This is a genomic window from Eudoraea sp., from assembly GCF_039969275.1.
Lineage (GTDB): Bacteria > Bacteroidota > Bacteroidia > Flavobacteriales > Flavobacteriaceae > Eudoraea.
Map to the genome: position 1 here is coordinate 19,651 of NZ_JBDVOC010000013.1, position 25,435 is coordinate 45,085.

Here is a 25,435-nt window from a genome sequence, read left to right on the forward strand (position 1 = left end):
AGGCAAAGATACAACCTTCAGCTGGGATTATTAAGGATCACCAAAGCAGCTATTACCCCGGGAACCCAGCCGCAAAAGGTTAAAAGCAGAACAATAAGAAAAGATCCGCAACCTTTACCAAGGACCGATAAAGGCGGAAATATAATAGCCAGCAACACTCTCCAAAAGCTCATAGTTCAGGTTTAATGATTCACCCTGCCCAATTGCCGGACAGGAGTAACTATTGGACGTAAGTATTTGCGTTTTGTTACAGCAAATAGGATCAAAATTTATTGGAAAAATTATTAAACAATAGGCCCTGCACTTACAGGGCCTATATAAACAAAAAACGAAACAACTTTAAATAATGCTACTATTCAATTATAAGGAGTTTTTATCAGCTCCTGAAATTTCACAAAGTCCTTTCAGGGTGTCCTCTATATCACCAGGGGTGCTCATAATTTTCATAAATGTACCCATCGTCAAGTCTGGCCAATGCAAGGCAATTCTATATTTACCATGTAGCATGGTTGCCTCCTTACCTTGCAATATAATTTCATAAGGCATTGCGGCTGCATGATCCATTCCTATTTTCGGTAAAAACTGGGATTCGCCATCTTCCTTACTTTTCAATCCCACTCCAAATACTGCAACCTTTTCGTTACTGTAAATAATCTTATAGACCTGCAATGTTTCTCCTTTTTTAGCTTTTAGATTAGCTTCAATTAGCTTAAGCCCTTCTTCAAATGATGCAAATTCATTTAAATCAACAGGATCTGTGAAATAGGGCATCATTATTTTATAATGATATTTTTTAAGTTTATCGGCTTCTACAGTTCCACCAAAAGGGAGGAATTCATTACCAATAGCCGAAAATGTTGTTCTTAAATCTATACTGAATTTTTCAAAAATACTTTTGTAGGAGTTATAATTATCTCTTAAATAAGCTCTTAAGATATAATCAGGATTTGTATACGAAATAGTAACCTCCCCATCTTTCTCCACCAGACCTACTTTAAATACTGATGCAAGAGCTCCTCTGTCAGCAACTTTTATAACTGTATTTTTTAAATCACTTCGTGTAAATGCAATCACTTTTAAAGAACTCCTGTTCGCAGGATGGTAAGACCCCAAAACCTGAAATGAATTTTCTTTAAGTGCAGCCAAGACATCTTCAGATATCTGTTGTATGCTATTATTCGATTTGCCAATCTCAATATATGGCGATAATTCCTGACTTGTGGAATGTAATGCGAAACCTACTAAGGCTAAAATACTGAATACGATTTTTTTCATTTTTTAAAGAATTTATATAAAAAATTATAGTTAGAGTATTTGCTATTTTTTCTTCTTAAAGTATTGAGTAATCTCAAAAACAATCATAATTCCATCAACAATAAGCGATTATTGGAAATAGAGAACAAATGAAGTGAAGATTGGGTAAGTAATCTATGATTTTTATCATGATTTGGAATTAGGTTATTTAGAGATAACCCATTTCATAATAGAATGAAAATATTGGATTGATAGATTAACGCATTGTACCTATATTTGCAGCTTTAATGACCAGTTTATGCAACTTTCTGAGCAAGAAATCGTACGAAGAGAAAAACTGAATAAGCTTCGGGAAATGGGGATTAATCCCTATCCTGCAGCCTTGTTCCCAGTAGATGCCACTTCTGTGGGCATTTCCAACAACTATAAAGAGGGGAAAAAGGTTATAATTGCAGGGAGGTTAATGTCCAGAAGGATTCAGGGCAAAGCTTCCTTCGCAGAATTACAGGATAGTGAAGGACGTATTCAAGTCTATTTTAACCGGGATGAAATTTGTCCGGCAGATGATAAGGCCAAATACAATGAGGTATATAAAAAATTATTGGATATTGGCGACATCATTGGTATAGAGGGAGAACTATTTATTACCCAGGTCGGGGAGAAAACCGTTATGGTTAAAGATTTTACACTCCTAAGTAAAGCCTTAAGGCCATTGCCTCTTCCCAAAAAAGATGCAGAAGGCAATATATATGATGAGTTTAACGATCCCGAGCAACGCTATCGCCAACGTTATGTAGATCTGGTTGTTAATCCTACAGTTAAAGATACTTTCATAAAGCGAACCAAAATAACCAATAGTATCCGTGAGTTTTTAAATAATAAGGGATATTTAGAAGTAGAGACTCCTGTTTTACAGCCAATACCGGGAGGAGCGGCTGCAAGACCTTTTATAACACACCATAATGCGCTGGATATACCGCTTTACCTAAGAATAGCTAATGAACTTTATCTAAAGCGACTCATTGTGGGTGGTTTTGACGGAGTATATGAGTTTTCCAAGGATTTCAGAAATGAAGGGATGGACCGCACCCATAATCCCGAATTTACCATTATGGAGCTTTATGTAGCCTACAAGGATTACAATTGGATGATGGATACTACGGAACAGTTGTTGGAAAAAGTAGCCATAGATGCCAATGGTTCAACAAAAATTGCTATGGGTGAGAAGGAGATCGATTTTAAGGCGCCCTATCCACGTATCCCAATCCTTGAAGCCATTAAGGAGCATACGGGTTACGAAGTTGCAGGGATGGATGAAAAATCGGTACGCGATGTGGCTATAAAACTAGATATAGAAGTAGACGAAAGTATGGGTGTTGGCAAGCTCATTGATGAGATTTTTGGTGAAAAATGTGAGCATCACTACACACAACCTACTTTCATTATAGATTACCCAAAAGAAATGAGTCCGCTAACTAAGGAACACAGGACGAATCCGGCCTTAACAGAACGGTTTGAACTTATGATTAACGGGAAGGAAATTGCCAACGCTTACTCAGAACTAAATGATCCTATTGATCAGCGCGAACGCTTTGAAGAGCAGCTAAAACTGTCGGAAAAAGGGGATGATGAAGCTATGTTTATTGATCAGGATTTTATTAGGGCTTTGGAATACGGAATGCCCCCCACTTCGGGGATTGGCATAGGTGTAGACCGCCTGGTAATGCTGTTAACAAACAATGCCTCTATTCAGGAAGTTTTGTTCTTTCCACAAATGCGTCCCGAAAAAAAGCCACTGGAATTAAATGAAAGTGAAAAAGCGATTTTTAACATCTTAAAAACCCATAAATCCATGCCATTAGCGGTTTTAAAAGAGGCTGCCGGATTAAGTAATAAGGCGTGGGATAAGGGTCTTAAAGGTTTGAACAAATTGGGCTTAACTAAAGTGGTAAAAGAGGGCGATACGCTTCTTTGCGAATTAAATGAGCAATAAAAAAATTATTTTATCCTTATTTAATTCATTATCAGCATTTTACATCTAGTGCATTTCATCGAATGAGTGTTAAAATTTGAAATAAGGACCCCGGTATTTTCGTTATAATAATAGAATCCCAAATCTGTTTTTATGAAGAAAATCTACTTTCTGATCATTTTAGCAGCATTTTGCACTTCCTGTTCTAAGGATGCATCTCCTTCTGATCCTGATCCAAACTCAACATTGGTGGCATGTTTTGAAGTGAGTAAAGAGATCCTTATGGTAGGCGAAAACCTGCAAATAAACAATTGCTCTGTAGGAGCGATTGCATACTCCTATAATCTTGGTAACGGAGAAACACGTACAGAAGAAAACCCTACTGTAGTTTACGGAAAGCCAGGAGATTATACCATCGCCTTAACGGTCTCCGATGAAGCTCTGGAGACGAAAACAGTTTCCAAACAAGTTCTGGTGAATGACGCAATAGTAGAAGACTTCTTTATTTTCCCGGAAATAGCTGACGGATTTAACGGAATACCTTTGGAAACAGGAATTAACCCGGAGAACGGATTAATCTATTATATAAAACTTTTGGAAGACCTTGAAAGTACAGGTGGGGAGAAATTTTATTACACTGAATTAGATGAAAATTATATGCAATCCTTTAATTATATAGCGGATAAGCCTTATAATTCAAATAGTGCTTTTGTTAATTTTTATGCCAGTGGAAATATGAATTTTGTATTTTCAAGAACATTGGATGGCCTTTATGGAACTCAGGAAGTAAACTATAACAGTTCCTGGAGCTTTCTTAATGGAATAAATTCATCAACCAAACACAGCTACGGTTACCTTGCAGATGGTGCTAACTTCTTATACTTTGGAACTGAAGAAGATAGCAGTATCTACAAAACGGCTGTTGAAACAAGAAATTCCTCAGGCGATGCATTTGAGGTGGTCCTTAATTCATTTGGAGATGCAGATTCCATGATTGGTGATATGATTGAAGTTGAAAACGGCTTTATTGCTTTTGGAGCAGTTTTTAGTAAAAATGATACCAATCCGAAAATAACAAACTACAAACCCTTGTTAATCTTTTTTGACTCCGGTCTAAATGTTACTTCTCATTTTATATATGAGGATTCCGTACTGGATTCCAAAATCAGTTCTTCTAATGACCTGAACGGAAGTTATCATTTAGAACAGCTTTCTAACGGCAATATCGCGATGTATGCAAATGGTGAACTCACTCTGGCTAATGCAACGGGCACCAAGATATCATCATCTTATTTTGAAGAAACAAAGAATAATCAGGCTATGGTGTCCTTAGGAAATTCCTTTGTACTATCCAGCGAGGAGAATTTAAGAAAATTTGACAATAATGGAAGTCAAATTAAAGAACTTAATTATCCTGGAAACTATCTGCCTGAAATACTAAACATCGATGGCAATTTATTTTTTATTGCCGGATTTGATATCGAAGGAGAGATAAAATTGTTATACGGCTCAACAGACACAAACCTGAATCCTATTAATTTGAATGAATAGCATTCTACAGATAATTTAAAAGGGAGCAAGCTTGCTCCCTTTTATTTTTAAAACTAAAGTAAAAGGTATAGTTTAGAGCCCAAAATACACTAAATGGGCTTTAACAAGAAACTCGGACTTATATCCGGTCCGCTTCTTTTCTTCATTTTTACAAATTTACCAAACTTTATTCCCGAAAATGAAAGTGCTAATGGCGTTATTGCCGTTGCCTTATGGATGGTTATATGGTGGATTACTGAAGCTGTTTCCATTTCAGTAACAGCACTTTTACCGCTTGTACTTTTTCCTGTTATGAAAATAATGCCAATAACAGATGTGGGCGCCAATTATGGAAGTCCAATAATTTTCTTGTTTTTCGGAGGGTTTGTGTTGGCATTAGCCTTAGAAAAGGTAAACCTCCATAAACGAATCGCCCTCAATATCATTAAAATAACCGGCACTACCCCCAATAAGGTGGTACTGGGATTCATGATAGCAACGGCCTCACTGAGCATGTGGATAAGTAATACTGCCAGCACAGTAGTAATGCTCCCCATAGCTATGTCTGTAATTGGTTTATTAATTAATGACGAAGACGGTTACACTAAAAATGATCAAAATTTTGCCCTTAGTGTTATGCTTGGGATAGCTTTTTCCGCTAACGCAGGAGGTATTGCCACCGTTATTGGAACTCCTCCCAACTCCGTTATGATAGGTCTATTAGAAAATGAATATAACATTGAGATCTCCTTTCTAAAATGGATGACCCTGGGTCTTCCTTTCTCCATAATACTCTTAATTATATCTTACCTGGTTCTGGTAAAATGGATGTTTCCAAACAGGCAACTTCAGTTCAAGGCGTCAAAGGAGGTTATACACTCAGAATTGAAAAAATTAGGACCTACTTCGGGTAAGGAAAAAATGGTTTTGGTTATTTTCGGGATAACGGTATTTCTTTGGATTTTTAGAACTCTGATAAACAAAATAATTCCAGGTTTGGAGCTTTCGGATACTATTATTAGTATGATGGCTGCAATTTCACTTTTTGCTGTGCCCTATAATATCAGAAAAGGTGATTTTATCATCAAGTGGAATGACACTCAAAAATTAGCCTGGGGTATTCTCATTCTCTTTGGAGGCGGACTGGCTCTTGCAAAAGGAATGTCTGTAAGCGGAATTGTCGATATTGTATCCAACGCTATAGCTACCAGTGAGATAAGTATTCTGTTTACGGCTTCGCTTCTCATAATCCTTATGCTATTTATGACCGAATTGATGAGTAATGTCGCCCTTGTTGCCGTTTTGGCTCCAGTGGTCGCGGGAATTGCGATTGGCTTGGACATACCAATCATATACCTGTTGATCCCTGTGACAATTGCCAGTAGTTGTGCATTTATGTTGCCAATGGCCACCCCCCCAAATGCAATTGTCTTTGCCAGTGGTTATATTAAGGTTCACCAGATGGCAAAAGTTGGAATTATTTTAAACCTTATCGCTGTTGTCTTATTGATCTTGGTTTTCCAATATGTAATCCCAATAATGTTTTAAAAAAAAGCCCCGATACAATGATCAGGGCTTATTAGTTTTCTACTGTTTTAATTAAAACAAGGGATTATGATTTATCGATGAAGTTCTTGCATAAGGATTAAAGTCCGCAGGCAAGTATTCTTCTGTATCCAACTCCAATTGTACTTCGTCCATTGGATCAATGTAACTCACATTTCGAAAATCTGACGGATTCGCAAATACATCAAAATGTCTTGGTAAATTCTTTTCAGAATCAATATATACAAATACATCCTCCACAAAAGAAATTGAATTCAGATCAAAATAATATTTATAAGGATCAAAATCTTCCGGAAGGTATTCTGATGTATTAAATCCAAGATCAAAATCTTCTTCTTCTATATATTCAATGCTGCTAAAATCAAAATGATTTTCATCACCATTTGGATTCTGAGCATTTATCCCGTTGATAGTTGCTGCTATCACAAAGCTGCTTATTATTGTTTTTAGTTTATTCATAACGCTAATAGGTTAAAATTTTAGGTAAAGTTAGAACAAGGAAATATGCTTATTATTGCTCTTCAGATACTATTAACAATTGACTATACCGACCTCAAAAACGGATTTCTCAATTTCTGGTGATAAAACTTAAGAACAGTTCAAAAGAGTACTGAAAAATTTATCAAGACCGCTGTCACCGATTACAGTTTATAGCAATTCTATATTTGGCTATTTTAAGTTAAATTTTTGTTAATTTACTTATGGGCAGTGTAAAAGGTTACAAAAATATGGTAGGCCAATAAAAAAAGCCTTTGCAGAACAAAGGCTTTAGTGGCGACTAACCCAATAATTCGATAGAAAAAAGATCTTCTATCCCCTTATTATCTTGATAAAGGATCAAATCCAGCTGGTAAATAATCCTCAGTACTAAAATCAAAATCTAATTCTTCTTCATCTTCTATATACTCTACAGAATCCAGATCCAAATAGAATTCATAAGGATCAAAACCCTCTGGTAGATATTTTGTTGTATCAAATCCCAGATCAACAACTTCTTCTTCTTCTATATAATTAATTCCATCTATACTGTTGGGATTCGCATATGCATTAAAATTTGTTGGTAAATACTCTTCCGTATCAAAACCCAGATCTGTCGTTTCATCATCAATGAACACAATAGAATTTACATCAAAATAAACACTATAAGGATCAAAGCCTTCAGGAAGGTATTCCGCTGTATCAAATCCTAAATCTATCGAGGACTCTTCTTCAATAAATACAATTTCAGACATTTTTATATCTTCTGGAGCTTTTACAGAAATTCTGCTTACAAGTTTAGGCGCTTTCCATACCGTTTCTGTCTCCATAGCAAGTAATTCATGACTATTTACATCTGCTATACTTACATGAATACTATCTTCTGATGTTGTACAATTTGAAGTTAATTTACTTTCTTGCGGTGTGGTGGTTGTGCCCAGCATTACCAATCCACATAATATAAATAATTTGTTCATTTTATAATTTGTTATTTGTTGATCGTTGTTTGAATATAAGACGGTCGAAAAATTAATTTGTTACACTATTGGCTTTTGTTTAACAACCAAAACTGTAATTTTTAACACTATTTACCGATGTGTTTTTAGTATTTATATAGCTGTTACTCTGATAGTTATATTCTCCTCTTTCTTTGATATAAAAAAAATATGCTTATGATATAATTAACAATAGTTTCGATTATTTTTTCAGTTCTTTGGCCAATTCGTAACAAATTGTAACTCTATTCAATGGCAAACAAAATTCTCCCATTATTTTTATTGGCAATATTTGCTTTAGGTATTCCAAGCAATGCTGATGCCCAAATCTTCAAAAAGAAAAAGGATAATACAGAACAAACGGAAGAAAAAACAAGTTCAAAAAAGGATAAAATACAGCCCTATTCCAAAGTTGTTACCAAAGACGCCATCACGGATAATGGGCTATTCAATGTCCACGTTGTTGAAGATAAACATCTCTATGAAATCCCCGATTCCCTTTTCAACAGAGAAATGTTGATGGTAAGCAGAATCTCTAAAACGGCATCAGGAATAGGCTTTGGAGGTGGAAAAATTAATACTCATGTATTGCGCTGGGAAAAGAAACCTAAAAAAGTATTATTAAGGGTAGTTAGTTATAATGTAGTTGCAGACGACTCGCTCCCGGTCCATGAAGCGGTGGTAAATTCCAATTTTGAACCTGTTTTATACGCTTTTGATATTAAGGCCTTCAAAAAAGATTCTCTAAATCCTGCCACGGTAATAAATGTCGATCAGTTATTCATCAAGGATGTTAAAGCCATAGGCCTGCCTGAGTTTTACCGTAAGCGTTATAAAGTATCCAAGTTGGACGAGAGCAGGAGTTATATAGAATCATTAAAAAGCTATCCGCTAAATCTGGAGGCAAGACATGTAAAGACCTATAGCGCAGCTAATCCGCCTTCAAATGTGAGCCTTGGATCCATCTCTATAGAAATCAATAACTCTATGATTCTTTTGCCAAAAACGCCCATGAAAAGACGATATTTCGATAAACGAGTGGGCTGGTTTTCCAGAGGTCAAACAGATTACGGCCTGGATGCACAGGAAAGTACAATAATAAAATTCCTGGACAGGTGGCGCCTGGAAGTTAAAGAGAAGGACATTGAAAAGTTTAAACGAGGTGAATTGGTGGAACCCAAAAAGCCTATAGTTTATTATGTAGACAGAGCCACTCCAAAAAAATGGGTCCCATATATTAAACAAGGTATAGAAGACTGGCAAGTTGCCTTTGAAAATGCAGGATTTAAAAATGCTATTCTGGCTAAAGATCCTCCATCAAAAGAAGAAGATCCGGAATGGTCGCCTGAAGATGTAAGATATTCGGTTGTTAGATATTTGGCTTCTCCTATACCTAATGCCTATGGACCACATGTTAGCGACCCCAGAAGTGGCGAGATTTTAGAATCAGATATCAACTGGTATCATAATGTAATGTCTCTCTTACGCAATTGGTTTTTTGTTCAGACAGCGGCTATAAATGATGATGCCAGAGGCCTGACCTTTAAAGATGAAGTTATGGGACGCCTAATTCGATTTGTTTCTTCGCATGAGGTTGGTCATACTTTAGGATTACCGCATAATATGGGAAGCAGTGTGGCATACCCAGTGGATTCACTACGTTCTGAATCCTTCACCAAAACGTACGGAACCGCCCCTTCAATTATGGACTATGCCCGTTTTAATTATGTCGCGCAACCCGGGGATGGGGATGTGGCACTTATGCCCAATATTGGATTTTATGACAAATACGCCATCAAATGGGGCTACAGACCAATCTTGAACAAAACAGATAAGGAAGAGAAGAAAATTCTGGATGGTTGGATTCTTGAACATGCCGGAGACCCGCTTTACCGATTTGGAAGTCAGCAGATAGGAGATGTGGTTGACCCAAGTTCTCAGACAGAAGATTTGGGGGACAACGCAATAAAAGCGGGCAAATATGGGATAGAGAATTTAAAAAGAATTGTTCCTAATTTGATTAAATGGACAGAAGAGGAAGGAAAAGATTATGATGATCTGGAAAAATTATACGGTCAGGTAGTTGGGCAGTTCAACAGATATATGGGACATGTCTCCAATAACATTGGAGGCGTGTATGAATATTACAAGACGTATGACCAGGAAGGTAAGGTATATAGTCCCGTCCCTAAGGAACACCAGAAGAACTGTATGCAATTTCTTCAACAAGAATTATTTAGAACCCCGGAATGGCTATTGGATGATGAGCTATTTGGAAGAGTAGAATACTCGGGATCCGTTGAAAGGGTTAGGGCCCTGCAAGTACGATCTTTAAACAATGTCCTTAGCCTTGGCAGAATGGCGCGACTTATAGAGCAGGAAACACAATTAGGTGTTGATGCCTATTCCTTAAATTCTATGATGAAAGATATGAGCAAGGGTCTTTGGTCTGAACTCAGAAATGGCCATAAAATTGATACCTACAGAAGAAATCTGCAGAAGGCACATATAGACAGGTTAGAATTCCTTATGACGGCCGAAAGCAAAACTAAAAAACCAGCGAATGGAGGCTATCGAAAGGCCACGGTTATAAATACAAGCCAGTCTGATATCAGGTCTGTTGCAAGGGCAGAATTGAATGGTCTAAAAAGAAATATAGTAAATGCCATCCCAAGAACTTCTGATAACATGAGTAAATATCATTTACAGGATGTAATAGAACGCATAGATCAAATACTAAATCCGGTGCCTTCACGCTAGTAGTGCTCGGTGAATTACCTTATTTAAGCTATTAAATGTAAAGTGCATTTACATAAAATCCGGGCAGAAATGCTCTAAACCACATATAAAGCGTTTTTAACCCTAATTTGAGAGACATTCACAACAATCATTATACTTCTTTCTTTATTGGTTATACTTTAGTGATGAACAAAAACCCCGGAATTATGTCTTATAAAATTAAAAGTCTGCTCTATTTTGTTTGTTTTGTATTATCTGCATTTACCTACTATGCTTTAGACAGCAATCAAATTCATGAACAAGAATATACATCAGTGGAAGTTGTAGAAATTACTGATGAAAATTTAAAACCCGCATTCCTAATTGAAACTGAAAATCTTAATTAACATAACAGATCCATATATAAATTCCCAAATAGAAGGGTTCGGTTAAAACCGGGCCCTTTTTGTTTGTAATTAATAAGACTTTTAGACAAAAAACATTGAATTCATTTATCTAAATTCTCAGTGGTGTTAAAGTTTTTATAATATCAGAAAGTGGTTTAAACCAATTAATGAAATACTAATCTAAAGGATATAACAAAAACATAAACACATGAAAAAAGTATTAGTAACAACGGTATTATTAATTGGAATGTTGGGTTATTCTCAAAGAGGCCCGCAATTTAATTCTGAACAAAGGGGTATGAAAGATATGACTCCCGAACAAATTGCCATACTTAAGACAAAGAAGATGACTTTGGCTTTGGATTTAAGTACCGCTCAACAAAAGGAAATTCAAAAGGTGAATTTGGAAAATGCAAAAGAACGGAAGGCTTTAATGTTGGAACGGAAGGTGAAAAAGGAAGAAGCAGAACAATCTAAACCAAGTGCGGATGAACGTTTTGACTTTCAAAATGAACGATTGGATAGAATGATTGCCCAAAAAGGAAAGATGAAACAAATTCTTTCAGAAGAGCAATTTCAAAAATGGGAACGTATTAACCATCATCGCAGAAATCATAGAAAAGACGGTGAAAGAAAACACGACTCCGGCAGGAGACATGGTAAATAGGTCTCTAGGCTAAAGGAAAACGGGGTATAGAATAAGGTTTAACTTTTCTATATTCCGTTTCTTTATTATTACTGCATTTTAAAGCAACCTGGGAGCAACCTTCTTTAAGGCTTCAATTGTACTATCTAAATCTTTATAGGTGATAGCATCATTTAAGAAATAGCTTTCAAAGGCACTCGGTGGAAGATATATTCCTTGCTCTAACATTCCGTGAAAATACTTTCGGAATAACTCATTGTTACCTTGGGCAGAACTGCCAAAATCTATCACTGGATTTTCAGTAAAATGAACTGAAATCATCGAACCAAAACGGTTAATTTGATGAGGAATACCATGTTCTATGAACACGGAAGACATGCCCTTATGAAGATAAGCTGTCTTTTGATCAAGGCTATCAAAAATCTCAGGCCGATTATTTAATTCTGTGAGCATAGCAAGTCCGGCACTCATAGCCAAAGGATTACCACTAAGGGTACCAGCCTGATAAACAGGTCCATCGGGAGCAAGATGAGCCATAATTTCATTTCTGGAGGCGAACGCTCCTACAGGAAGTCCTCCACCAATTACCTTTCCATAAGTAACAATATCAGCATCTATTCCTAAGGCTTCTTGTGCCCCACCCCGGCTTAGCCGGAATCCCGTCATTACTTCATCAAAAACCAACAAAATATTTTCCTCTGTACATATCTTTCTAAGTCCATCCATAAAATAATCAGAGGGAACAATACAACCCATATTACCAGCTATGGGCTCTATTATAATAGCGGCAATTTCACTCTTGTTAGCAGCAATCAGGGTAATCACACTTTCCAGGTTATTATATTCTGCCAATAAGGTGTCCTTTGCGGTACCTTTGGTCACTCCGGGACTATTAGGACTACCAAATGTTACTGCACCACTTCCTGCCTCAATTAAAAAGGAATCTGAGTGTCCATGATAACATCCGGCGAATTTTATGATCTTTTCTTTTCCTGTAAATCCACGCGCCAGACGAATAGCACTCATACAAGCTTCTGTTCCGCTATTTACAAATCTAATCTTATCAATATTGGGAACCATAGAAACTGCCAGCTTAGCTAGTTCTGTCTCTATTTCGGTAGGCATTCCAAAAGAAGTACCAAGCCTGGCTTTATTAATCACTGCATTAATTACAGGTTCATAAGCATGCCCCAAAATCAGCGGACCCCAGGAAGAAATATAGTCAATTAACCTATTTCCATCCACATCATATAAATAAGCTCCCTGAGCCCTTTCAACAAAAACAGGATCACCGCCAACTGCCTTAAAAGCCCTGACCGGAGAATTTACACCGCCCGGAATATATTTCTTAGCCTCAGAAAATAAGGCGCTACTTCTCTGATAAATCATATTAGTTATTTTGTTCTTTCCGATTTAATCTTCAGTTCCTGTCCAACAGACAAGTTACTAGAGTTCATTTCGTTGAGTTTCATCAACTCATCGACGGAAATAAAATAGGTTCTGGATATTGAATATAAGGTGTCTCCTTTTTGGACTACATACTTTTTGTAATAATATTTTTTAGGTTCTGCCTGAACCAGATACCCCCGATCCAAAACTTCCCGGTCGTATTTGTAGAGTTGATACCTTTCAATAAAGGAAATCAATTTTTGGGGATAACTTTTATCAGTAGCATAGCCTGCTTTTTTCAGCCCTTTTGCCCATCCTTTATAATCATCTCTCCTCAACTCAAAAAGGGAGGCGTACCTCGCCCTGGATGAAAGAAAAATACTGTGATCCCTAAAGGAGTACATTGGATGATTGTATTTTCTAAAACACTCCCCTTTTTCGTCATCATCGTGATATTCAAACTCCCCATTCCATCCGTTATGACACTTAATTCCGAAGTGATTATTTGTTTTTATGGTAAGAGCCCCAGTGCCATAACCACTTTCAAGTATACCCTGGGCCAAAGTAATGCTGGCCGGTATGCCATAGGTTTTCATTTCAAATTGGGCTATTTCCGAAAAAGTATCCAAATACTCTTCAATAGAGGAAGTTGAAAAGTATGTAAACTTTTTGGCATCCTCCGGAAAAGGAAACTTAGTATCATCTTTATTGGTTTTGTTAGACTTTACAACCTCAGATGATGCTTTCTTGGAATAGGTAGTCCTTTTTTTAGTTCCACAACTTAGAAGTAAAAAAACCAAAACAACTGCAAGCGTAGCGTGTTTCATATGTCGATTATGGGTAAATTTTTGCTTTTCAAAAATAAATTCATTCCTGCTATTCCTTGCAATCCACCGGTATGAATAGCCAATATTTTAGTCCTGGGTTTAAAATAATCTTTAGCAATCATGTCTAATATGCCGTATATCATTTTCCCCGTATATACCGGATCAAGGGGTATTCCGACCTTTTGATTCATTTCATTTATAAATGATACTAATGATTCATTAACCCTGGCATAGCCCCCAAAATGGTAATCTGTACATAATTCCCAGTTGCCATTTTCAACAAATTTACAAATATCTTTCTTTAAAAAGTCGCCTTTAAGAGCAGGAAAACCTAATACATGTTGGTTGGGGGTAGCACTATTAATCAATCCTGCCAAAGTGCCTCCGGTTCCAACTGAGCAACAAATTTCATCAAATTTCGAGTCTTTTGGGGTAAGAATCTCCTCACAACCCATAACAGCTAATTTGTTCGTCCCCCCCTCCGGAACCATATAAAAATTCCCGAATTCTACCTTTAAGTTATCTAAAAATCCAGCAATTTCTTTTTTCCTGTAGTCTGCCCGGGAGACAAATTTAAACTTCATTCCTAGTTTATGTGCAGCATACAAAGTTGGATTACTTGACCATGACCCAACTAATTCCTCACCTCTTATTACTCCTAAAGTCTTCATCCCATTCATCTTACCAGCGTAGGCAGTTGCTGCAATATGATTCGAGTATGCTCCACCGAAAGTTAGTAAGGTATCATACTTCAATTCCTTAGCCTTAAGCAGATTGTATTTAAGTTTGCGATATTTATTACCTGAAATTTGAGGATGAATCAAATCCTCACGCTTTATGTGAAGTTCTACTTTCTTCTTTTCTAAGAGGGGAAGAGATATTTTTTGATTGGTGACCAACACATGTTCAGGGCTTAGTAGCTCCAAAGATATTTAATAAAGCTAAAGCGTTTTCTCGTTTCAAGGTATTCTATATTTGTTTCATTTTGATAGGCCTCGCGTTCAAAACTAATATTTTGATATGCTTTATAGCTGTCAAAATAAAACAAAGATCTAAACAGCCATTCTGAAATATAGAAAAAATAAAAAGGAAGTATAAGAAGCTCCTGTTGTTGTTGTAAATGAATCCTTTCGTGATTAATTAAAACGGAATCTTGTTTTAAATGAACATTCTTTAGAATAATAAACGGCCATAGAGACAAGCCTACGTAATTCCTATAAAAAAAATGTCTAATTATCACAATCATAAGCAATTGTATAAACAGCTTTAAACAAAGATAATTGTTAAATTTAATTTTAACCCATAAATCAGAAGAGCTTACCAACATATTCGTTAAGTTGATATCAATAGAATCCGAAATATTATATCGGGTTTTGAATTATCGAGAACTATTTTATTAACAATAATCTTGTAATTTTACACCTATGAAAAAGATATTGCCGGTAGAAGAAGGTGATTTTTACTTGTCTGAAGAAGGTTATCGCGTTTTTACAAAAGAATATCATCTTAAACGCGGGTATTGTTGTGAGAGCAGTTGCAGGCATTGTCCTTACGGGTATAATGCAAAGACAAATATGCAGTAATTTAACTGCGTATTTGGCATGATAATTGTGCCAATATTCTTACTCTTAACGGTTGACGAACCCAAAAAATATTATTATGAAAAAGATAAAAATAGTTGCTTTACCGGTACTTTTCATTCTCTTCTTAAGTTCTTGTGCCTCGGTAAATGTTCTATCCGACTACGATAGGCAAACCGATTTTAAGGAATACAAGAGCTATGCGTTTTACAAAACGGGAATAGACAGGGCTCAGATTTCCGATCTGGATAAGAAACGAATCCTTAGGGCAATTGAAACGGAAATGGATTCCCTTGGCTTTGTGAAGTCCGATAAGCCAGATATTCTTGTGAGTATTTTTACCAATGAGAGAGTAGAGGTAGATGTATATAATGGCTGGGGTTATGGTTATGGCTGGGGCTGGGGCTGGGGTTGGCCAGGTTATTACGGTTATTACAACCCCTATTATTGGGGACCCGGTTATTATGGCAATAATGTAAGTACAAGAACAGAAGGTTCATTATATATTGATTTAATAGATACCGCAAGAAAAGAATTAGTTTGGCAGGGAAGAGGTGTTGGCACCCTGAATACTACAAAAAATATAGAAAAGAAAGAGAAACGTATTCGTCAATTTGTTTCACAAATATTGCAGCAGTATCCACCGGAGGCTATTGCATCGAATTAATTTTATAACCGCCCGCTTCGGGCGGTTTTTTGTATCTTTATAAGGCATTAATGAACTGTTATGTCTTTCGAAAGTAATCCTATTTTAGATAAACTTCCCACTCATCTTAAACAATATATTAAACCTCAGGACTATGAGGATTATTCGGCCATTGATCAGGCTGTCTGGCGTTATGTAATGCGGAAAAATGTGGACTATCTTAGTACTGTAGCCCATAAATCGTATGTAGAAGGACTGAATAAAACCGGAATTTCCATAGATCACATTCCTAACATGTACGGGATGAATCGTATTTTAAAAGAAATTGGATGGGCTGCAGTTGCCGTAGATGGGTTTATTCCTCCGGCAGCCTTTATGGAATTCCAGGCCTATAATGTGCTTGTTATTGCCTCAGACATAAGACAACTTGAACATATTGAATACACCCCTGCACCCGATATTATCCATGAAGGAGCTGGCCATGCACCAATTATAGCAAATCCTGAATATGCAGAATATTTGAGAAGGTTTGGTGAAATTGGCTCTAAGGCCATTTCCAGCGCAAAGGATTATGAACTTTATGAGGCCGTCAGGCACCTCTCCATAATAAAAGAAGCGCCTGGTACCGCCAGAGTTGATATTGATAAAGCGGAGAAGGAAATTGAAGAATTACAGCTAAATATGGGGGAACCCAGTGAAATGGCCCTTATTAGAAATTTACATTGGTGGACCGTGGAGTACGGGCTAATTGGAACTGTGGAAGAACCAAAAATTTATGGTGCGGGACTTTTATCCTCCATTGGTGAGAGTGCCTGGTGCATGACAGAGAAAGTAAAAAAAATACCATACAGTTTAGAGGCAGTGCACACTTCTTTTGATATTACCAAACCTCAACCTCAACTCTTTGTTACTCCGGATTTTGCCTATCTGAGTCAGGTTCTTGAAGAATATGCCAATACTATGTCATTAAGAAAAGGAGGCCTTTCAGGCGTAACTAAATTAATTAATGCCAAAGAACTGGGGACAGTCGAACTGAGTACTGGCCTACAGATATCCGGAATATTTAGCAATGTAATCTCAAATGACGGCAAACCAGTATATCTTCAGACCCATGGTGAGACGGCATTGTCTTCCAGGGAAAAGGAATTGGTTGGCCATAGCAGGCAAGATCATCCTGAAGGTTTTGGTTCACCTGTAGGGAAGTTAAAAGGTATTAATCTGGCTATAGAAGACATGAGTCCGCGTGACCTTAAAGCGTATAATATCTATGAAGGGGAAACTATCTCACTTGAATTTGAAGGAGATATTAAGGTAAATGGGGAAATTATAACGGGGACAAGAAATCTTATGGGTAAAATCATTCTGATAACATTCAGAAACTGTACCGTAACCCATGGTAAAGAAGTACTTTTTAATCCGGAATCCGGTTTATATAATATGGCTGTGGGAGAACGTGTAGTATCGGCTTTCAATGGCCCGGCGGATCTAAGTAGTTTCAACTTAGTGACCCACGAAGTTTCCTCAGAAACAATAAAACCAATAAAATCTGAAGCTCGTAAAAAACTGGAGCAGTATTATAAGCAGATACGAGAATATCGTGAGGGTAGTAACACTACAATATCAAGAAACAAGGTGTTTAAAGAAATATGTGAAAAGTACCCAAACGACTGGCTTTTATCTATTGAACTTTATGAATTGGCTAAAAACAATAACGATCTTGAATTTGCACAACAAATCCATTCGCATGTGGAGACCGTTAAACAAAATAATCCTAAATTGGGTCATTTAATAGATGACGGATTATTATTAGTTGATGGTCAACTGGTTAATTAGTGATTCATGTTGAAATATTATTTATTGTTTACTTGTATAATCCTTGTTCTTCAACCTATGGATGCTCAATTTGTTGCTAATTATGACGAATCTAAAGTCCCGGAGTTTGATCTGCCCGATCCCTTAACCACTTTTTCTAAAAAACAAATTCAGACAAGCTCTTCCTGGAACGAATTAAGAAGGCCAGAATTAATTAGCTTTTTTGAATCCCAGGTTTTTGGGAAAGTTCCCGGAACTTTAGATGCTCTTACTTTTGAAGTTATAGAAGGTAGTAACTCCGCGCTCGGTGGACTTGCCAAACGAAGACAAGTAAAGGTAACCATTACTAAAAATAGTAAAACTCTAAGCTTTCTGATGCTTTTATACCTGCCAAAAAAGATTGACCGGGCCCCTCTTTTTTTGGGGTATAATTTTCATGGAAATCATACCGTTAATAAAGATCCTGATATTATTATCTCCAAAGCCTGGTCTCTGAATAATGAATCAATGGGCATAAATAACCATACCTTAACTGAAGAGAGCAGGGGAATGCGATCCAGTAGATGGGCGATAACCAAGATGATAGAAGCCGGTTATGGTTTGGCAACTATTTACTATGGAGAAATAGATCCTGACAAAAATGATTTTACAGATGGTCTTCATTCATTGTTCTATACAGAAGGACAGAAAAGGCCGGCCAAAGATGAATGGGGAGGCATTGGAGCCTGGGCCTGGGCTTTGAGCAGAGCCATGGATTACCTGGCAAATGATATGGAAGTTGATAAATCTGGAGTGATTGTTTTTGGCCATTCAAGATTGGGCAAAGCTGCATTATGGGCCGGTGCAATGGATGAAAGGTTTGCAGGAGTAATTTCTAATGATTCAGGTTGTGGCGGAGCTGCCTTATCTAAACGTAAATTCGGGGAAACTGTGGCTCAAATAAATAATAATTTTCCTTATTGGTTCTCAGAGAATTTCAAAAAATACAACAATGCAGAAGAGAACCTGGCCGTAGATCAACATGAATTACTTGCTTTAATTGCTCCAAGGCCTTTATATGTTGCTAGTGCACAAGAAGATGAATGGGCAGACCCTAAAGGAGAATTTCTTTCCGCATACTACGCTACTCCAGTTTATTCATTATTTGGAAAAACAGGCATCCCATCAAATGAAATGCCCAACGTGAATTCTCCAATCCAAAATACGGTGGCCTATCACATTCGAACCGGTAAACACGATGTTACCGAATATGACTGGGAACAATATATCAAATGGGCGGTTGAACAATTTGACTAAGAAACAACCTTTTGGTTTTAATAAAATCAGTTAGAAGGGAAAATTTCGAAAATGTCTTCGTCAACAATTTCATTATTATAGGAAAGCGTCCATCCCAATGAATTGGTCAGTATATAGAATTTGGAGAGTTCGCTTATTAATCTGTTCTCTGCATTCTTTTGCAGAGAAGAAGCTTTCACTTTCTTTAACAGGGAAGTCTTTACATTATTCTTGATCTTATTATAATCTTCGGCGCCAAACTGGTTAAAATAATCCGCGGTCACATCATAATACTCAAAATCCGGATTAATTTTAATCTCCGGCTCGGGAATATTCATTATCCTAAGGGTTTTAGTGGCTTCGTCTACTTCAAAATTAACCTCATTTAGATCATAAGCAACAGTGACTTCTGCATTCACCACTACTAAAGCTTTCTTATCTGCAGTAAAATAAGGACCAAACAGCTGTTCCGAATCTTTATAACTGTATACCTCAGAAAAGTGGCCTTCGGTGACTATTATCTTGGAAACATTTTTTATCTGCTGTTGAATAAGTAGACTATTCTCCTTTAAAATAGATTTTTCCTCTTTGCCTTTGTTCCAGGATTGAAAAATCAAAATCATGGCCATGGCGATTACTATTCCTACTAAAATTCGCTTCATATATCGAAATTCATAAATGGGTAATCATTTTTAAGATGCGAAATTTTCTCTTCCAGCGACTTCAAAAATAATTGATGCTGCTCTGCCTTTTTATTAAAAGGCCTATGGGCTAATCCTTTCTGAATTTCCTGAACTACTTTCATTACTGGTTCTGCCTTCTCAGATATCCAGACAGTTTTGAATTTTTTCCAGATATAGTCAATTGCCAGATTATTAGGATGCACCATATCTTCGGCATAAAATCTATAATCCCTTAGCTCGTCCAGCATAATTTCAAAGGCCGGAAAATAGGACAGGTTTTTATTTGATGAGGCCAATTCCACAATCTTTCCAATGGCGCAAATTAAATTTGCCTTACTTCGTTGATTTTCTACAAATCCATCCTTTAAATGCCTTACCGGGGAAATTGTGAAAATTACCGAAGCACTTTCATTTACCGTACTGATCTTTAATATTATCCTGTTAAGACATTCTTCAATTTCACTTTCTGTAAGTAACTCTTTCTTAAATTGCTTTTGCGGCAGTTTATGGCAGTTGGCTACCCTTTTCTGAGTTTTAACATCTTTGTAAACCCAGGCTGTACCAAGGGTAATTATTATATGAGTAGACTTCCCGAGCTGTTTTCTTGTATTAATAAGGGCACTATTTAAATTGCTAAGTAGGTTCTCTTTAGATGGATCGCTTAGGTCCGAATGCGCATCAAAACAGTGCCAGCGTTCGTTGTAATAAAAAACATCAGCGTCTACATAAGCTTTTTCCTCTATTGCACGAATCATTAAGTTTTCTATTGCTATTGGGTGGAACAATATGCCAAAAGGGTTTTGAAGGGTTTGAAATTGATAATAATTGAGTTTCCTTCCAATATTTTCAATAAAACAGGAGCCCAGGAGTAAAAGTGAACTTTGATAATCTATCCGTTCTTTTTCATATTGTAATGGAACTATTGTTTGAAGTTTCATATTGTCTGCCTGGTAAGGTTACATGCAATCAGCAATATTCTTCAACATTAAATTATAAGCATCTTCTAATTGTTCATCTAACTGATTCAAAGTTCCCAGAATTCGGTTCAGACGCTCAATTTCTTTATTTTGTAGAGCCTCAGCGGCCTTATTCATTTCATTTTGAACCAGGCGCTGAACATTGTACATGTTTTCCAGACCATAGAGACATTCATAACCAAATTCATTGGTTATTCCCATATTTCTTGAAGTTTCCCATGCAATTTGCGATAACGCAGTAAGCTCCAATTGAATTCTGGTATCCCCAAGATACCTGTATAAAGAGTCATTGATTCGTGACGAATCTTTTATTATAAAAAATTCCGGATAGTTCTCCTGAAAGTTTTTCATTTCAGAAATGCTGGACACAGCCTGTCCATAAGACTCAGATACGATTTCTTCATAGGCTTTAATTGCTTTTGGAATTTTAAGATTTACTTCCCTTGCACTGTATAATTCACTTAAATTATTTTGTATCTCTTCTTCAAACTTATCAATAGCAATTCTTTTATTCGCATTGGTGGTGTTCGAGGCATTCCAGTTGTTAAACCAAATAGCCAGGCTAATACCAAAAAATATCAATAAGATTTCACCCACAATATATTTCCAATTAACCGTAGTAGATTTAAAGAATCGCATATGTTTTATTTTAGGTACTCCTTTGCTTTTTCCATAGCCAGAGGAATCCCTTCCGGATTTTTACCTCCGGCTGTAGCAAAGAATGGCTGACCACCTCCACCACCATCAATATATTTCCCTAATTCTCGTACAATTTGTCCTGCATTAAGGTTTCTTGATCCAACCAGTTCCTTAGATATATAACATGATAAGGTCGCTTTTCCGTCCTGCTCTGATGCGAGTAAAAGGAAAAGATTTTTCCGGTCTTTCCCCATTTCAAAAGATAGGTCCTTTATGCCTGAAGCATTTAAATCTACTTTATGTGCCAGAAATTGCGCGCCATTTATTTCCTCAATATTCCGGATTAAGGTCGTTTGAAGATTTTTAGCTTTTAATCGTACAAGACCTTCCACCTCCTTTTTCAATTTTGCATTTTCTTCCTGAAGTATTTTAACAGCCTTGACTGGATCTATGGTGCCTTTTAAAAGATTTCTTATCTCATAAAGCTTGCTGTTGTTTTCATGGTAGAAATCTTTAACCGCGTCTGAAGAAATGGCTTCTATTCTGCGAATACCTGCTGCAATTGCACCTTCTGAAACAATTTTAAAATGCCAAATATCTGCCGTGTTGGGAACATGTGTGCCTCCACATAGTTCTATAGACTGTCCAAATCTTATTGTACGTACCGCATCTCCATACTTTTCTCCAAACAGGGCCATCGCCCCTTCTTTTAATGCCTTTTGCATTGGTATCGCTCGCTGCTCTTCCAAGGGTAGTTGTTCATCTATCCTCATATTTACAAAATTTTCTACATCGTGGAGCTGCTCCAGTGTCATTTTTGCAAAATGAGAAAAATCAAATCGCAGGTATTTCGAATGCACCGCAGAACCTTTTTGCTCAACATGATTTCCCAAAATTTCCCTAAGGGCCTGGTGTAATAAATGGGTAGCGGTATGATTTCGAGCCGTGCGTTCCCTTTGCTTTTTATCTACCACGGCCGTGAGGACTTCCTGCGGATGTTTAGGCAGATTTTTTGAGAAATGTATTATTTCATTATTCTCCTTCTTTGTATCTAAAATGTACACTACATCCCCGTTAGGTACTTCCAGGTAGCCTTTATCACCGACCTGGCCACCACCTTCCGGATAAAAAGGGGTTAAATTGAAGACCAATTGAAACAGGCTTCCCTCCTTCTTAGAAACTACCTTTCTGTACTTTACCAGTTTTACCTGGGCTTCTAAGGAATCATAGCCAACAAACTCCTGTTGGGCATCTTCTATAAGAACTGTCCAATCGTCTTTTGAAACTTCAGATGCAGCTTTAGAACGGTCCTTTTGTTCTTTCATCGCTAATTCAAAACCGCTTTCGTCCAATTTCAATCCTTTTTCACTTAAAATTAGCGCGGTTAAGTCTATAGGAAATCCGTAAGTGTCATACAATTCAAATGCTTTTTTGCCATTTACAGTATCACCCTTTGTATTGGCAATAACGCTATCCAGTAATAGCAAACCTTGTTCCAGGGTCCTTAAAAAGGAGTGTTCTTCCTCCCGAATCACATTTTCTATAAGGTTACGTTGTTCCTTTAATTCGGGAAAAGCCTCACCCATGCCGGAAACAAGTGCATTTACTAAACGAAACATAAAGGGGTTCTTGGTATCCAAAAACGTAAAGCCATACCTGATAGCCCTTCTCAAAATTCTCCGAATAACATAACCTGCTCCAGTATTACTTGGCAATTGACCATCTGCAATAGAAAAGGCTACCGCGCGAATATGATCGGCTATAACCCTTATGGCAATATCTGTATCTTCATTTTTTCTGTAATCTATACTGGTGATTGTTTCAATTTCCCGTATGATGGGAGCAAAAACATCAGTATCATAATTGGATTGAACACCTTGTAATACCATACAGAGACGTTCAAAACCCATTCCGGTATCCACATGCTTTTCAGGAAGAGGTTCCAGTGTACCATTTGCTCTTCTATTGTATTGGATAAAAACCAGGTTCCAAATCTCTACTACCTCAGGGTGATCCTTGTTTACCAATGAAGCACCGTCAATCTTTTCCTTTTCTTCTTTAGAACGTATGTCTACATGTATTTCCGAAGAAGGACCGCATGGTCCCTGCTCTCCCATTTCCCAAAAATTATCCTTTTTATCTCCTTTAATAATTCTGTCTTCAGGCACAATATTTTTCCACAAATTAAAAGCTTCCATGTCCATTTCCAGTTTGTCAGAATCCGAACTACCCTCAAATACAGATACATAAAGACTATTCTTATCAATTTTACAAACCTTGGTTAGGAATTCCCATGCCCAGTTTATGGCTTCTTCTTTGAAATAATCTCCAAAGCTCCAATTTCCAAGCATTTCAAACATCGTATGATGGTAAGTATCTTTACCTACTTCTTCAAGATCATTATGTTTACCACTCACGCGAAGGCACTTTTGCGTATCTGCAATCCTTGGATTTTTTATGGCTGAATTGCCTAAAAAGAACTCCTTGAACTGATTCATTCCGGCATTGGTAAACATCAAGCTAGGGTCATCCTTGATGACCATAGGTGCAGAAGGGACAATTTTATGGCCTTTTTCCTTAAAAAAATCTAAAAATTTTGCTCTTATTTCCTTGGAAGTCATCTAAAATGGCAAGGTTTTATTAAATTTAACTGTTTGTTCAAAACAATTTTTATATTTGTTTGTTTTGATAAGACGAAAGCACAAAAATAGGATAAAATCCATTCATGTCTAAGGTAAAATACTATTACGATCCGGACACCCTTTCATATCGAAAGATAGAGCCAAAAAAATCCAGGCGCTACAGGAATATTTCCCTCTTTACCCTGGGCTCCATCATTTCCGGTTTGCTTGGTTTAATCCTTTTGCTAAATACCAATATTTTAAATACACCCAGAGAACTCTCTCTACAAAGGGAAGCCAAAAATTATGAGTTACGATTTGAGCTTCTTAATAAAAAGATGGAGCAAATGGAGTATGTTCTGGGTAACATTGAAGACAGAGATAATAACATTTACCGTCTTTATTTTGAGGCCAATCCTATTCCTGAAGAACAGCGCAAGGCTGGTTTTGGAGGAGTAAACAGGTACAAATCTCTGGAAGGATTCAATAATTCTGAGATGATTGTTTCCACTACAGAGCGAATGGATATCATACAAAAACAAATGGTAATTCAATCTAAGTCTCTGGATGAAATAACCAAACTGGCTGAGGAAAAAGAAAAACTTTTGGCGGCCATCCCGGCCATACAACCAGTAAATAACGAAGAACTTACACGTATGGCTTCCGGATTTGGATGGCGGTCAGACCCTTTTACTAAGGCAAGAAAAATGCATCGGGGTATGGATTTTACGGCTCCCAAAGGCACACCCATCTATGCCTCCGGAGATGGTGTCGTGAAACGCGTAGATAATAATGCCTCTGGTTACGGTAAGCATATTCGCATAGATCATGGATACGGGTATATGACCCTATACGGTCATCTAAGTAAATACAATGTAAAAAGGCGTCAAAAAGTGAAGCGGGGAGACCTTATAGGTTTTGTTGGAAGCACAGGCAGATCTGAAGCACCTCATGTGCATTATGAGGTATGGAAAGAAGGAGAACGCATAAATCCTATAAATTTCTATTACGGAAGTTTATCTGCCGAAGAATTTGAAAACATGCTTAAATACGCAAATCAGGAAAATCAATCACTGGATTAATGCATATAGAATTACCGGAAAAACGTTATTATGGGATTGGCGAAGTCGCCAGGGCTTTTGATGTAAATACTTCCCTGATTCGTTTCTGGGAAAAAGAATTTGATGTTATCCAACCAAAAAAGAATGCAAAAGGCAATCGTAAATTCACTCCAAAAGACATTCAAAATCTCCAACTAATATATCATTTGGTTAAGGAGCGTGGATTTACTCTTGAAGGTGCTAAAACTCATTTGCGCGAGGAAAGACAAAAGACTTTATCAAATTTTGAGATCATACAAAAGCTTGAGGGCATCAGGGCGGAACTGATCAAAATAAAAGGTCAACTTTAAACATATACTA

The 25,435-nt window shown here is 37.0% G+C and carries 23 protein-coding genes; 12 read left to right on the forward strand and 11 right to left on the reverse strand.

Annotated elements, in window-relative coordinates:
• Positions 1–17 precede the first annotated feature (17 nt).
• On the reverse strand, positions 18–173 hold the full coding sequence (locus ABJH90_RS11395) for a YqaE/Pmp3 family membrane protein (protein WP_297691811.1): 156 nt from the start codon (positions 171–173) through the stop codon (positions 18–20).
• A gap of 187 nt (positions 174–360) precedes the next feature.
• Positions 361–1,275 (reverse strand): hypothetical protein, encoded by a 915-nt coding sequence (locus ABJH90_RS11400; RefSeq protein WP_348143235.1) that lies wholly within the window; start codon positions 1,273–1,275, stop codon positions 361–363.
• Between the two features lie 277 nt (positions 1,276–1,552).
• Between ABJH90_RS11400 and lysS the strand changes: the two genes are divergently transcribed.
• The 3 genes from lysS to ABJH90_RS11415 all read left to right on the forward strand — a co-directional run bounded on the left by lysS (position 1,553) and on the right by ABJH90_RS11415 (position 6,304).
• Entirely contained in the window at positions 1,553–3,247 is a 1,695-nt protein-coding gene (gene lysS, locus ABJH90_RS11405; protein ID WP_348143238.1) for a lysine--tRNA ligase, read from the forward strand.
• A 132-nt stretch (positions 3,248–3,379) separates the two neighbouring features.
• Positions 3,380–4,777 (forward strand): PKD domain-containing protein, encoded by a 1,398-nt coding sequence (locus ABJH90_RS11410; protein WP_348143241.1) that lies wholly within the window; start codon positions 3,380–3,382, stop codon positions 4,775–4,777.
• Between the two features lie 93 nt (positions 4,778–4,870).
• On the forward strand, positions 4,871–6,304 hold the full coding sequence (locus tag ABJH90_RS11415; RefSeq protein ID WP_348143243.1) for a DASS family sodium-coupled anion symporter: 1,434 nt from the start codon (positions 4,871–4,873) through the stop codon (positions 6,302–6,304).
• 51 nt (positions 6,305–6,355) lie between these two features.
• Here the strand turns inward: ABJH90_RS11415 and ABJH90_RS11420 are convergent, their stop codons facing one another.
• Together ABJH90_RS11420 and ABJH90_RS11425 are read right to left on the reverse strand one after the other, a co-directional pair.
• Positions 6,356–6,781: a hypothetical protein gene (locus tag ABJH90_RS11420; RefSeq protein WP_348143246.1), complete on the reverse strand. Its 426-nt coding sequence runs from the start codon at positions 6,779–6,781 to the stop codon at positions 6,356–6,358.
• A gap of 362 nt (positions 6,782–7,143) precedes the next feature.
• Positions 7,144–7,776: a hypothetical protein gene (locus ABJH90_RS11425; protein WP_348143249.1), complete on the reverse strand. Its 633-nt coding sequence runs from the start codon at positions 7,774–7,776 to the stop codon at positions 7,144–7,146.
• A 270-nt stretch (positions 7,777–8,046) separates the two neighbouring features.
• Here ABJH90_RS11425 and ABJH90_RS11430 point away from each other — a divergent pair, with 270 nt between their 5' ends.
• The 3 genes from ABJH90_RS11430 (at position 8,047) to ABJH90_RS11440 (ending at position 11,586) form a co-directional block, all read left to right on the forward strand.
• Positions 8,047–10,554, forward strand: a complete 2,508-nt coding sequence (locus ABJH90_RS11430) for a zinc-dependent metalloprotease (protein ID WP_348143252.1) — start codon at positions 8,047–8,049, stop codon at positions 10,552–10,554.
• A gap of 185 nt (positions 10,555–10,739) precedes the next feature.
• Entirely contained in the window at positions 10,740–10,919 is a 180-nt protein-coding gene (locus tag ABJH90_RS11435) for a hypothetical protein (protein WP_348143255.1), read from the forward strand.
• Positions 10,920–11,127: 208 nt separating this feature from the next.
• The gene (locus tag ABJH90_RS11440) at positions 11,128–11,586 is read left to right on the forward strand and encodes a hypothetical protein (RefSeq protein ID WP_348143258.1); all 459 of its coding nucleotides are present in this window, start codon (positions 11,128–11,130) and stop codon (positions 11,584–11,586) included.
• 78 nt (positions 11,587–11,664) lie between these two features.
• Here the strand turns inward: ABJH90_RS11440 and hemL are convergent, their stop codons facing one another.
• Genes hemL through ABJH90_RS11455 form a run of 3 tightly spaced genes read right to left on the reverse strand, consistent with a single transcriptional unit; the run spans position 11,665 to position 14,707 of the window.
• The gene (gene hemL / locus ABJH90_RS11445) at positions 11,665–12,954 is read right to left on the reverse strand and encodes a glutamate-1-semialdehyde 2,1-aminomutase (RefSeq protein ID WP_348143261.1); all 1,290 of its coding nucleotides are present in this window, start codon (positions 12,952–12,954) and stop codon (positions 11,665–11,667) included.
• 5 nt (positions 12,955–12,959) lie between these two features.
• A complete protein-coding gene (locus ABJH90_RS11450) occupies positions 12,960–13,781 on the reverse strand; it encodes a glucosaminidase domain-containing protein (protein WP_348143264.1) in 822 nt (273 codons plus the stop codon).
• Positions 13,778–14,707, reverse strand: a complete 930-nt coding sequence (locus tag ABJH90_RS11455) for a pyridoxal-phosphate dependent enzyme (protein WP_348143267.1) — start codon at positions 14,705–14,707, stop codon at positions 13,778–13,780. Before ABJH90_RS11455 ends, ABJH90_RS11450 begins: the two co-directional genes overlap by 4 nt.
• Positions 14,708–15,205: 498 nt before the next feature.
• Between ABJH90_RS11455 and ABJH90_RS11460 the strand changes: the two genes are divergently transcribed.
• The 4 genes from ABJH90_RS11460 (at position 15,206) to ABJH90_RS11475 (ending at position 19,115) form a co-directional block, all read left to right on the forward strand.
• The gene (locus tag ABJH90_RS11460; RefSeq protein ID WP_348143269.1) at positions 15,206–15,364 is read left to right on the forward strand and encodes a DUF5522 domain-containing protein; all 159 of its coding nucleotides are present in this window, start codon (positions 15,206–15,208) and stop codon (positions 15,362–15,364) included.
• Between the two features lie 76 nt (positions 15,365–15,440).
• Positions 15,441–16,028, forward strand: a complete 588-nt coding sequence (locus tag ABJH90_RS11465) for a DUF4136 domain-containing protein (RefSeq protein WP_348143272.1) — start codon at positions 15,441–15,443, stop codon at positions 16,026–16,028.
• Between the two features lie 60 nt (positions 16,029–16,088).
• Positions 16,089–17,840, forward strand: coding sequence for an aromatic amino acid hydroxylase (locus ABJH90_RS11470; protein WP_348143275.1), 1,752 nt, complete (start codon positions 16,089–16,091; stop codon positions 17,838–17,840).
• A gap of 6 nt (positions 17,841–17,846) precedes the next feature.
• A complete protein-coding gene (locus tag ABJH90_RS11475) occupies positions 17,847–19,115 on the forward strand; it encodes an acetylxylan esterase (RefSeq protein ID WP_348143278.1) in 1,269 nt (422 codons plus the stop codon).
• A 26-nt stretch (positions 19,116–19,141) separates the two neighbouring features.
• Here ABJH90_RS11475 and ABJH90_RS11480 read toward each other — a convergent pair whose 3' ends face one another.
• Genes ABJH90_RS11480 through alaS form a run of 4 tightly spaced genes read right to left on the reverse strand, consistent with a single transcriptional unit; the run spans position 19,142 to position 24,014 of the window.
• Positions 19,142–19,756: a DUF4230 domain-containing protein gene (locus tag ABJH90_RS11480; protein ID WP_348143281.1), complete on the reverse strand. Its 615-nt coding sequence runs from the start codon at positions 19,754–19,756 to the stop codon at positions 19,142–19,144.
• Positions 19,753–20,715 carry a GSCFA domain-containing protein gene (locus ABJH90_RS11485; RefSeq protein ID WP_348143283.1) on the reverse strand — a complete coding sequence of 321 codons (963 nt, stop codon included), beginning with the start codon at positions 20,713–20,715 and terminating at the stop codon, positions 19,753–19,755. Before ABJH90_RS11485 ends, ABJH90_RS11480 begins: the two co-directional genes overlap by 4 nt.
• An 18-nt stretch (positions 20,716–20,733) precedes the next feature.
• Positions 20,734–21,393: a hypothetical protein gene (locus tag ABJH90_RS11490; RefSeq protein WP_348143286.1), complete on the reverse strand. Its 660-nt coding sequence runs from the start codon at positions 21,391–21,393 to the stop codon at positions 20,734–20,736.
• 5 nt (positions 21,394–21,398) lie between these two features.
• A complete protein-coding gene (gene alaS / locus ABJH90_RS11495) occupies positions 21,399–24,014 on the reverse strand; it encodes an alanine--tRNA ligase (RefSeq protein WP_348143289.1) in 2,616 nt (871 codons plus the stop codon).
• 104 nt (positions 24,015–24,118) lie between these two features.
• On the opposite strand from alaS, the gene ABJH90_RS11500 reads away from it, so the two are divergent.
• The gene (locus ABJH90_RS11500; protein WP_348143291.1) at positions 24,119–25,096 is read left to right on the forward strand and encodes a M23 family metallopeptidase; all 978 of its coding nucleotides are present in this window, start codon (positions 24,119–24,121) and stop codon (positions 25,094–25,096) included.
• On the forward strand, positions 25,096–25,425 hold the full coding sequence (locus ABJH90_RS11505; protein ID WP_348143294.1) for a MerR family transcriptional regulator: 330 nt from the start codon (positions 25,096–25,098) through the stop codon (positions 25,423–25,425). The genes ABJH90_RS11500 and ABJH90_RS11505 overlap by 1 nt, the downstream gene beginning before the upstream one ends.
• The last annotated feature ends 10 nt before the right edge of the window (positions 25,426–25,435 follow it).